This is a genomic window from Streptomyces sp. NPDC031274 (assembly GCF_055570235.1).
On sequence record NZ_JBVIHP010000009.1, the window covers coordinates 284,623 to 294,928 of the forward strand.

The following is a 10,306-nucleotide window of genomic DNA, read 5'->3' on the forward strand; positions in this document are numbered from 1 at the left end:
TGCTCCGCCGCGTCAGCTGTCTCCGCCATCACCGCTGAGGCCAGTTCCTCGCGCGACGGCAGATCTTCGACTGTCGGGGAGGGGAGGGGCAGCGGAGGGGAGTTGCTCCGCCGCGTCAGCTGTCTCCGCCATCACCGCTGAGGCCAGTTCCTCGCGCGACGGCAGATCTTCGACTGTCGGGGAGGGGAGGGGCAGCGGAGGAGAGTCGCTCCACCGTCTCAGCCGCTTCCGCCATCACCGCTGAGATCAGCTCCTCGCACGACGGCAGATCCTCGATGACCCCCGCGACCTGCCCGGAAGCCATCACCCCCGCCTCCGGCATCCCGTCCACCATCGCCGACTTCAGCATCATCGGCGTGTTCGCGGCAAGGAGGACCTGACTCCATGTCATCCCCTTCCCGTGGCGCATCGCGAGCCCGTCCCTGACCATCTCGCCCCAGCCCATCCCGGACATCTTCCGGAACGCGGCGGCGTGCCGGACGGCCCGTGCGAGGGACGCCGCCCGCCCCGACTTCTCCAGCGAAGCGACAAGATCCGTGCGCAGCATCCGATGCGGAAGAGCGTCCACCCGCGTGGTCACCGTGACGTCCTTGACCGACGCGGCCAGATAGCGCGCCTTGACCGCGTCCGGCACCGTCGAGTCCGACGTCAGCAGGAAGCGCGTGCCCATCGCGACCCCGGCGGCGCCATAGGCGAGCGCGGCGACGAGACCCCGCCCGTCGAAGAAGCCGCCCGCCGCGATCACCGGAATGTCCACCGCGTCCACTACCTGCGGCAACAGCACGGTCGTCGCCACCTCACCCGTGTGCCCGCCGCCCTCGCCACCCTGGACGACGACAGCGTCCGCGCCCCATGCCGCGACCTTCTCGGCGTGCCGACGCGCGCCGATGGACGGGATGACGACCACCCCGGCGTCCTTCAGCTCCGCGATCAGCTCCTTCGAGGGGGCGAGCGCGAAGGACGCGACGCGCACTCCTTCGTCGATGATGACCCGGACCCGGTCCCGCGCGTCGCCCGCGTCGGCGCGGAGGTTGACCCCGAAGGGCGCGTCCGTACGGGACGTGACCTCGCGCACGGCGGAACGCAGCTGGTCGACGGTCATCGTCGCGGAGGCCAGGATGCCCAGGGCGCCCGCGTTCGCCGTCGCGGAGACCAGTCGGGGGCCCGCCACCCAGCCCATGCCGGTCTGCACGATGGGATATCGGACGCCGACCAGCCTGGTCAGCGCCGTCTCCATGCTCGCGGGGGCCGAGCTCGCCGGGGCCGCCGTCACGAGCGCACCTCGCGTTCGCGCAGACCGCGCGGGTCCACCACTTCCCGGATCAGCCGCAGTTCCTCGGCGGTCGGCTCGCGGGTGTACGGCACGTCGTCCGCCGTGGCCAGCGTGAAGCCCGTCGACTCGCGCACCTGCTCGATGGTGACACCCGGATGCAGGGACACCAGACGCATCGCGTGGTCCGCCGCCCCGAAGTCGAAGACGCCGAGGTCCGACACGACCCGGCGCAGGTCGTGGAAGCGGGTGGCGGAAGGGCCGGCCGCCGCCGCGCTGTCGTACCCGACGCCGCTGATCATGTCGACCTTCTCGACGAAGACGCGCGCCGAGTGCCGGGGGATCCAGTAACTCACGGGGTTGTTCAGGGTGTTGACCGGTGCCCCGCGCACGCCGAGCAGCTGGCGCTTCGGCCGCTCCCAGTCGCCGATGCAGGAGATGTTCTGGTTGCCGAAGCGGTCGATCTGGCTCGCGCCCATCATCACGTGACGCCTGCCGCCCATGACCATCGTCAGGTGTCGGCGGTACGGCAGCCAGCCCTCCGTCACCGCCGACGGCGCCCCCACGGCAGGCACATCGCCGATCAACAGAGCCTCCCCGTCCGTGAGCAGCAGGTCGGGCGAGAACGTCAGCTTGGCGAGGCGGGCGGCGATCGCCGGGACCGTGCCCATCGGGGACGCGAGGATCTCACCGGCGTCCCGCCAGGCCTCGGCACAGGCGATCACGCAGTACTCGGCACGGGTGACGGCGGTCGCGGCGGTCGCCTCGGGCGCGGAGGTCGTCGCCGTCGGGTCGGTCTGCGTCATCGCTGCTCCTCGTGCCAGGTCCGGACGGCCGATTGGTAGTCCTGCTCGGTGCCGGTCAGGAAGCGGTCCTCGAACTTCTTCCAGGTGTCCGGGTCGCTCGCGGCGGTGGCGTATGCCTTCTGGAAGGGCTCGTCGCGGTCGTAGTCCGGCACGCACGAGGTGAAGTGCGCGCCCTTGGGCGTCTGGGTCACGCCCGTCACCGCGTGCCGGGAGATCAGCATCGTCTGCGGCGCCGTCCGCCCGGTGAGCTCGCTCGCATCGACGATCCGCTCGCACGACACGTACGCCGTGTCGGCCGCCTCGCAGAACAAGTCGTCGAAGTACGGATCCGGGCCCAGGTACTGGGCGTTGCCCAGGCGGTCGGCGCGATTCAGATGGACAAGTGCCGCGTCCATCCGCAGGGCGGGGACGGCCACGAGCTCCTCCCCGTCCTCGTACGGCGAAGTGACCGTACGCAGCTGGGGGTTGACCCGTAGGACGTCCGAGCCGAGGCCCGCGCGGATCGGCAGGAACGGCAGCCGCTGGGCGCCGGCCGTCAGGCCCTGCATGAACATCGCCTCGTCCAGCTCGACGAGTTCGAAGGCGCCGCGTTCGCGCGCCGCGCGGAAGTGCGGCTCCAGGGGGATCGAGTCGAGTGTCGTGAACGCCGTGACCAGCTTGCGGATCTTCCCGGCCGCGGCGAGCAGGCCGATGTCCGGGCCGCCGTACGAGAGGACGGTGAGGTCCGTGACCCCGGACCGCAGTAGGGCCCGCACCAGGGCCATGGGTTTGCGGCGCGAACCCCAGCCGCCGATGCCGAGCGTCATCCCGCTCCGCAGCCGCCCCACGATCTCGTCGGGCGTCATGGTCTTGTCCGTCATGCCCTGCCCTTCTCTGCCTTCTCTTCCTGCTTTTCCTTCTTTTCCTTGCCGGATTCCCGCCCGAAGTCCTCGCGGACGCGGTCGGCCAGACCGCTCAGGTTCGCCTCGAAGGTGAAGCCCTGCTCGAAGCGGTAGCTGCGGTGCACGTCGACGGGGTCGATGCCGTTGATCGCCGCCTTGGCGAACCGCAGCAGCGTGCCGTCCTTCTGGGCTATCTCGCGCGCCAACTCAAGTGCCGCGGCGTGCAGTTCCGCCCGCGGTACGACCCGCCAAACGGAGCCGTGCGCGTGCAGTTCGGCCGCGGTGGCCGTGCGCGAGGTGTAGTACAGGGCGCGCATCAGGTGCTGGGGCACCAGGCGGGCGAGATGTGTCGCCGCGCCGAGGGCGCCACGGTCCAGCTCGGGAAGGCCGAACGTCGCGTCCTCGCTGGCCACGATCGCGTCCGCGTTCCCCACGAGGCCGATGCCGCCGCCCAGACAGAAGCCGTGCACCGCGGCCACGACCGGCACCTCGCATTCGTACACCGCCGAAAACGCTTCGTAGCACCCGCGGTTCGCGCCTATCAGCGCGCTGTGGCCGCTGTCGCGCTGCATCTCCTTGATGTCCACGCCCGCGTTGAACCCGCGGCCCTCGGCGGCCAGGACGACGCAGCGCGTCCCGGGATCGCGGCCCGCCTCGCGCACCGCGGCCGCCAGGTCGTACCACCCCTGCACGGGCAGGGCGTTGACGGGCGGGAAGTCGACGGTGACGACAGCCACGCCTTCGTCCGGTGTGGAGGTGGAGACAGACATCAGAGGATCCGCTACCTTTCAACCAGGCCCTTCAACCAAACATTTGTTAGTTAGAAAGGTAGCAGCGATGACTGACACCCGACAGGTGGTCGTCGTCACCGGCGGCACCCGAGGCGTCGGCGCCGGTATCGCCCGCAGCTTCCTCGCCGCCGGTGCGCGGGTCGTCGTCTGCGCCCGCAGACCGCCGGAGCACCCGGTCGAAGCGGCGGGCGTCGCCGCCGAGTTCCGGCCTCTCGACCTGCGCGACGCGGAGGCGGCGCACAGGTTCTTCGCCGAAGTCGCCGCCGATCACGGGCGGGTGGACGCACTGGTGAACAACGCGGGCGGCACGCCCTTCGGACTGCTCGCCGAGTCCGCCCCCGCCCGCCAGGCCAAGATCGTCGAACTCAACCTGCTGGCCCCGCTGTACGTGTCCCTGGCGGCGTACGAGGTGATGCGCGGCCGCGATCTCGGTGACGGTGACGGTGACGGTGACGGTGGCGTTGACGGTGCGGCCAGCATCACCATGATCGGGAGCGTGAGCGGCTCCCGACCCTCACCCGGCACCGGTCCCTACGGAGCGGCCAAGGCGGGCCTGGAGAACCTCGCACGCACGATGGCCGTCGAATGGGCCCCGAAGGTGCGCGTGAACACCGTCGTGCTCGGCCTCGCCCGCACCGAGAGCGCCCATCTGCACTACGGCGACGAGGACGGCATCGCGGAGGTCGCCCGCACCGTCCCGCTGGGCCGCCTCGCCGATCCTTCGGACGTCGGGGACGCGTGCGTCTTCCTCGCTTCCGACAGCGCTCGCTACATCAGCGGTGCCGCGCTGCACCTGCACGGGGGCGGCGAACGCCCCGCGTTCCTCGACGCCGCGTCCGTCAACCACTGAACGTATCGGAGGAGTTCCGTATGACCGAGGAGTCCCGCACGACCTCAGCCGAAAAGCCGGGCACGGGCAGCACGGGCAGCACGGGCATCTGCGCGGGCCGCGTCGTGATCGTCACGGGCGCGGGCCGCGGCCTCGGCCGTGCGCACGCGTGCGCGTACGCCGCCGAGGGCGCCAAGGTCGTCGTCAACGACCTCGGCGTGGGGCCCGACGGTTCCGGATCCTCCGGTGGACCCGCGCACGACGTCGTCGAGGAGATCCGCGCCGCGGGCGGTGAGGCCGTCGCGCACGGCGGCGACATCGCCACGTCGGAGGGCGCCGCGTCCCTGGTGCGGACCGCGCTCGACGCCTACGGAGGTCTCGACACCCTGGTCAACAACGCGGGGTTCCTGCGGGACCGGATGCTGGTCAACCTCGACGAGGACGACTGGGACGCGGTGATGCGCGTACATCTGAAGGGGCACTTCCTGCCGCTGAAGCACGCGGCCGCGTACTGGCGCGGCGAGGCGAAAGCGGGGCGCGCGCGGCACGCGTGCGTGGTCAACACCAGCTCCGGTGCGGGCCTTCTGGGAAGCGTCGGGCAGGGGAACTACAGCGCCGCCAAGGCAGGGATTCTCGGGCTCACCATGGTCGCCTCCGCCGAATTCGCCGCCTACGGAGTGCGCGTCAACGCGATCGCGCCCGCCGCGCGGACGCGGATGACGGAGCAGACCTTCGAGCGGACCATGGCCGCGCCCGAGGACGGCGGCTTCGACGCGATGGCTCCGGAGAACGTGTCACCGGTCGTGGTGTGGCTCGGCTCCGAGGCCTCCGCCGGTGTCACGGGCCGAGTCTTCGAGGCCGAAGCGGGGCGCGTCACCGTCATGGAGGGTTGGCGGCCGGGGCCGACGGCCGACAAGGGCGCCCGCTGGACCCCGGCTCAGGCAGGCGACACGGCGCTGAAACTGCTCGCCGAAGCGGAGGTGCCACAGCCGGTGTACGGGGCGAGGTAGGGCGGCGGAGCACCGCCGGACGGGCTGCACCGGAGCCGGTCCGGCGGTACCGACGGTGGACCGCGGACGAAGGTCAGGCCCCGGACGAGGGTCAGGCCCCGGACGCCACCCGCACCGGATCCGTGCCCTGCGCGCTGTGCCGCTCCGCCCAGCTCTCTAGGGACGTGTGGCACGCGTGGTCCAGGTGCCGCAGCTCCGTGAGATCGAGCTCGATCGGGCGGTCCTGGGGCAGTGCCTCGAGTGCGTCGAGGAGCTTGGGGAGACACAGGAACGTGGCGTGCCCCGACAGGTGGACGCGGAGGGGGCCCGCACCCTTGTCGACGACCTCCACGTCCACGTGCGGCGTCTCCCAGGCGATCTTTATGACGGCGAGGGCGAGGCCGATCAGGACCCCCTCGAACATGTTCACCGAAACGATCGCCACGGCCGTCACGACCAGGACGACGGCCTCACCGCGGTGCTCGCGCCAGAGCTCGGCCAACTGCCGTACGGGGATCAGTTTGCAGCCCGCGTGCACGAGGACACCCGCGAGGGCCGCGACCGGGATGAGGGCGAGCGTGGCGGGCAGCAGCGCCGAGAAGAGGAGCAGCCAGAAACCGTGCAGGACGCGGGACGCCTTCGTCCGGGCGCCCGCCTGCACGTTGGCCGAGCTGCGAACGATGACGGCGGTCATCGGCAGGGCGCCGAGCAGCCCGCACACGGTGTTGCCCGCGCCCTGCGCCATCAGTTCCTTGTCGTACGACGTGCGCGGACCGTCGTGCAGACGGTCCACAGCGGCCGCGCTGAACAGGCTCTCCGCCGAGGCGATCAGGGCGAACGCGAGGACGGTACCGACGGCGCCGACACTCAGCAGACCCCCGAACGCGGCGGTGTCGGGCATCTGCACCGCGTCGAGGAGCCCCTGCACCTCGACGGTGGCCACCGGCAGCGAGAAGAGCAGCGAAACACCCGTGGCGAGCGCCACGGCGGCCAGCGGCGCGGGCACCACACGGAGCTTCGCGGGGAGCCTGCGCCAGAACACGAGCACGGCGATGGTGCCCGCGCCGAGCCCGAACGCGGTCAGCGCGCGTTCAGAACCGAACATCCCGGTGAGCATGCCCGGCAGCCCGGTGATCTTGCCGAGGCCGCTCGCGGGGGCTTCGCGGTCCGCCATGGAGTACAACTGTCCGGCGATCAGGACGAGTCCGATCCCGGCGAGCATGCCCTCGACGACGGACACGGAGATGGCCCGGAAGAAGCGGCCGAGCCGGAGGGCGCCCATGGCCAGCTGGAGGATCCCGGCGGCGAGCACGAGGGCGCCGAGCGCCGCGAGGCCGTACTCGCGCACGGCTTCGTGGACGAGGACGGTGAGACCCGCGGCGGGACCACTGACCTGGAGGCTGCTGCCGGGCAGCAGACCGGTGACGAGGCCGCCGACGATGCCGGTGATCAGACCGAGTTCGGCGGGTACTCCGGAGGCGACGGCCACGCCCAGGCACAGGGGCAGGGCGACGAGGAAGACGACTACGGAGGCGGCGACGTCGTGCCGCGCGCCGTTCGACGCTGTGAACACGGAACGGGCGCGGTCGCGTACGGAGGCAGGGGAAAGCTGCATGTCGGTTGACTCCTGAGCGCCGTGGGGGTGGCGCATCGGTGTGAAGTGGACCGGTGTTCGGGTCCGGCCGACGGGCGCGTCAGACAGGAGGGCCTGGCGGCATGGTCGTACCGGAGAGGCCGATCAGCAGCGGAAGACCTGGAGGAGAAGAGCCGTTGGTTCGCGGCCCGCGGGTCTCGTCCCGTGGTGGGCGACGGCGACGGGACAGTGCGCGGGCGTGCTGTCGTCCGCAGTCGTGACGGTGCGGGCGTGGAGTCGCGGAGCCGTATCGGCGACGAGGCCGCGGCAGTGCGACCGGCCGCGGGTCCGGAAGCGCTCGGAGGTCTGCTCCGGGTGGGTGTCGTCGCCGCACTGCGCGTACGGAGCCGTGGCCGGTTGCGTACGGAATTCCGCGCTGGAAACGGGTTCGTTGATCCCGTGTGCGAAGAACTGGACGATCACCAGGAGCACGGCGACCAGCGCCGCGAGCAGCACGGCGACCAGCACGGCGGGCGGCGCCGCGGGCAGCGTCCGCCTGCGTGCTCCGGATCCCGTCACGGTGGCAAAGTCCTCACGTGGCCGCGTAACTCGCATGGTCACCAAGCAACTTAACCCGCCGGATATGTCATTTGGGTGACCGGGTGGTGACTTGGCGCGATAACCACCCCTCGGTCGGACGTGTGTGGCGCGTTTGCACGGGCGGGGCGTCTGGCCTCGCCCGGTGCGGGTCGGAGGGTCGGCGAGTCGGCGAGTCGGCGCACGTGCCAGCCGCACGGAGACACCGGGTTCGTCGTGGGTGCGCCCGTATTGAGCCACCCGAAACCCACCCGAAACCACCCCGCCGCGCAGCCCACCTACACTCCGGCCCATGGCGCGGATCCTGCCCTTCCAGCCCAGGCGGCTTCCCACCGGCGAAGAGAGAGGGGTCGCCCTGCGATTCCGTACCGTGCACGGATACCGGCGCGCGTACCGCGTCGCGGGGGAAGGGCCGGCGCTCCTGCTGATCCACGGCATCGGCGACTCATCGGCGACCTGGTCCCGGCTCATCCCCGAACTGGCCCGCAATCACACGGTCATCGCGCCCGACCTGCTCGGTCACGGCGCGTCCGAGAAGCCGAGAGCCGACTACTCGGTGGCCGCGTACGCCAACGGAGTCCGGGATCTGCTCGGCGTGCTCGGTGTCGAGCGGGTCACCCTCGTCGGGCACTCGTTCGGCGGCGGCGTCGCCATGCAGTTCGCCTACCAGTTCCCCGAGCGCGTCGACCGGCTCGTCCTCGTCAGCACGGGCGGCGTCGGTCCGCAGGTCACTCCCGTGCTGCGGGGCGTCTCGCTGCCGGGCGCCGCGCTGTTCCTCTCCCTGCTCGGACTGCCGGGCGCCGACCTGCCGGTGCGGGCGGTCGTCGCCCTGCTCCGGCTGCTCGACACCGGTCTGGGGCAGGACGCGCCCGAGCTGATGGGCCTGGTCGACGCGCTCCCGGACGTGTGGGCGCGGGCCGCGTTCATCCGCACGCTGCGGTCCGTCGTCGACTGGCGCGGCCAGGTGGTCACCATGCTGGACCGTTGCTACCTCGCCCAGGGCATGCCCACGCTCCTCGTCTGGGGCGACCGGGACAGCGTCGTGCCGGTCGACCACGCGTTCACCGCGCACGAGGCGATGCCCGACAGCCGCCTCGAAATCTTCCCGGGGGCCGGGCACTTCCCCTTCCACGCCGATCCCGCGCGCTTCCTCGCGCTCGTCGAGGAGTTCATCGGGTCGACGGAACCGGCCAATTGGAGCATCGAGCAGTGGTGGCGCCTGCTGCGGGCGGGGCGGCCGGGCGACGACGCCTACGTCGACGAGATGGAACGGCGGTATCGCGAGGCGAGCGAGCGGAGCGCCACCTGAGGCTTCATCAGGAAGCCTCAGGCTTCAAGATGCCTGTCGCGCTCACCAGATCCCTGACGTGCTCGCCCCAGACCCCTGACGCGCTCGCCAGACGGCTGACGTGCTCGTCAGATGCCTGACGCGCTCGCCCGACGGGCTAACGCGCCCGCCAGACCGTCATGTCCGCGCTCAAGAAACTGAACCCGCCCTTCGGCAGTGCGGTCGACTTCACCAGGACCACGAGCAGGGCGATGTCTCCGGAGGGGTTCTTCACGCAGATCTCGCTGCCGGCCGCCACGGCGGCCAGCGGGAGGTCGTGACTGTCGGCGCCCTTGAGGGCGGTACGGCACGAACCGAGGGTGGCTCCCGGCTTGCCGTACAGCGGGGTGATCAGGCTCTTGTCGCTCTCCAGCGAGCAGCTGTTCCCCGCGCAGACGAAGCGGATGTCCCCCTTGCGGTCCTTGCGGTCGACCGGCTCCCTGAGGCTCACGGAGTTCTTCTCGTCGAACCATTCCTGGGGGTACGCGACGGCTCGCGGCCGCGTGGACCCGGTCGGGGAGGAGTCGGAGGAGTCCGATGAGTCCTCGGAGCCCGAGGAGGGGAGCGACCCGTCCGCCGCCCGGTCATTCTTGTCGCCGGATCCCGAGTTCTCACCGGCCGCCGAGTTCTCACCCTCGCGCGCGGATCCCCCGGACGCCGCTCCTCCGGACGCCGACGACCGGTCGGGCGCCTGCGAACCGGACTCCGAGGACGTGCCTTTGCCGCGGAGCGCGTCCGTCGCGTCCATCACCGTCCACGTCACACCGGTGAGCAGCAGCGCCCCCGCCGTCACGCCGGCTGTGATGAACGCGTTGCGTCTTCGGCGGGCCCGCAGTCTGTCCGGCTCCGAGGGCACCGTCTGCTGCGGCGGCGCGAACAACGGCTGCGTGTACACGGGCGCAGGGTGCACCCGGGTCGGGTGGGGAACCGGGGCCGGAACGCTCACCTCCGGCCCGGTGATCTCCCGCCACACGGCAGGCCCCGCTCCGGCGGCGGCATCCCCGCCGAGACGCTGCCTGCACCAGTCGACGATCTCCGCCAGGGTCGCCCGCTCCGCCGGATCGGCGGCCAGGCAACGGGCGAACAGCGGACGCAACTGCGCGGGCAGCAGGGAGAGATCGGGCTCCGAGTGCACGATCCGGTACAGCACGCTGACCGAGGGCCCGTCCCCGTACAGCGGCTCGCCCAGTGCCGCGAACGCCGCTGTCTGGCCGAGCGCGAAGACGTCGGTGGCCGCCGTGAC

At 71.4% G+C, this 10,306-nt stretch carries 10 protein-coding genes; 3 read left to right on the forward strand and 7 right to left on the reverse strand.

Annotated features, from left to right (window positions below; translation table 11 throughout):
• Nucleotides 1-115 precede the first annotated feature (115 nt).
• From ACZ5CR_RS17465 to ACZ5CR_RS17480, 4 genes are read right to left on the reverse strand one after another with little or no spacing between them, the layout of a single operon-like run.
• Nucleotides 116-1,237, reverse strand: a complete 1,122-nt coding sequence (locus tag ACZ5CR_RS17465) for an NAD(P)H-dependent flavin oxidoreductase (RefSeq protein WP_468858244.1) — start codon at nt 1,235-1,237, stop codon at nt 116-118.
• A 32-nt stretch (nt 1,238-1,269) separates the two neighbouring features.
• On the reverse strand, nt 1,270-2,076 hold the full coding sequence (locus ACZ5CR_RS17470; protein WP_468858205.1) for a CoA-transferase subunit beta: 807 nt from the start codon (nt 2,074-2,076) through the stop codon (nt 1,270-1,272).
• A complete protein-coding gene (locus ACZ5CR_RS17475; protein WP_468858207.1) occupies nt 2,073-2,936 on the reverse strand; it encodes a CoA transferase subunit A in 864 nt (287 codons plus the stop codon). The genes ACZ5CR_RS17470 and ACZ5CR_RS17475 overlap by 4 nt, the downstream gene beginning before the upstream one ends.
• Nucleotides 2,933-3,727: an enoyl-CoA hydratase family protein gene (locus ACZ5CR_RS17480; protein ID WP_468858208.1), complete on the reverse strand. Its 795-nt coding sequence runs from the start codon at nt 3,725-3,727 to the stop codon at nt 2,933-2,935. Before ACZ5CR_RS17480 ends, ACZ5CR_RS17475 begins: the two co-directional genes overlap by 4 nt.
• Before the next feature lie 67 nt (nt 3,728-3,794).
• Between ACZ5CR_RS17480 and ACZ5CR_RS17485 the strand changes: the two genes are divergently transcribed.
• Nucleotides 3,795-4,598 carry an SDR family oxidoreductase gene (locus tag ACZ5CR_RS17485; RefSeq protein ID WP_468858210.1) on the forward strand — a complete coding sequence of 268 codons (804 nt, stop codon included), beginning with the start codon at nt 3,795-3,797 and terminating at the stop codon, nt 4,596-4,598.
• Between the two features lie 20 nt (nt 4,599-4,618).
• A complete protein-coding gene (locus tag ACZ5CR_RS17490) occupies nt 4,619-5,587 on the forward strand; it encodes an SDR family oxidoreductase (RefSeq protein WP_468858212.1) in 969 nt (322 codons plus the stop codon).
• Nucleotides 5,588-5,678: 91 nt separating this feature from the next.
• Here ACZ5CR_RS17490 and ACZ5CR_RS17495 read toward each other — a convergent pair whose 3' ends face one another.
• Both ACZ5CR_RS17495 and ACZ5CR_RS17500 read right to left on the reverse strand, forming a co-directional pair.
• Entirely contained in the window at nt 5,679-7,181 is a 1,503-nt protein-coding gene (locus tag ACZ5CR_RS17495) for a SulP family inorganic anion transporter (RefSeq protein WP_468858213.1), read from the reverse strand.
• Nucleotides 7,182-7,304: 123 nt separating this feature from the next.
• On the reverse strand, nt 7,305-7,718 hold the full coding sequence (locus ACZ5CR_RS17500) for a hypothetical protein (protein WP_468858215.1): 414 nt from the start codon (nt 7,716-7,718) through the stop codon (nt 7,305-7,307).
• Nucleotides 7,719-8,028: 310 nt separating this feature from the next.
• Between ACZ5CR_RS17500 and ACZ5CR_RS17505 the strand changes: the two genes are divergently transcribed.
• On the forward strand, nt 8,029-9,045 hold the full coding sequence (locus tag ACZ5CR_RS17505; protein ID WP_468858217.1) for an alpha/beta fold hydrolase: 1,017 nt from the start codon (nt 8,029-8,031) through the stop codon (nt 9,043-9,045).
• Between the two features lie 136 nt (nt 9,046-9,181).
• Here the strand turns inward: ACZ5CR_RS17505 and ACZ5CR_RS17510 are convergent.
• The coding region (locus tag ACZ5CR_RS17510; RefSeq protein WP_468858219.1) for a serine/threonine-protein kinase at nt 9,182-10,306 on the reverse strand (1,125 nt) is incomplete at its 5' end.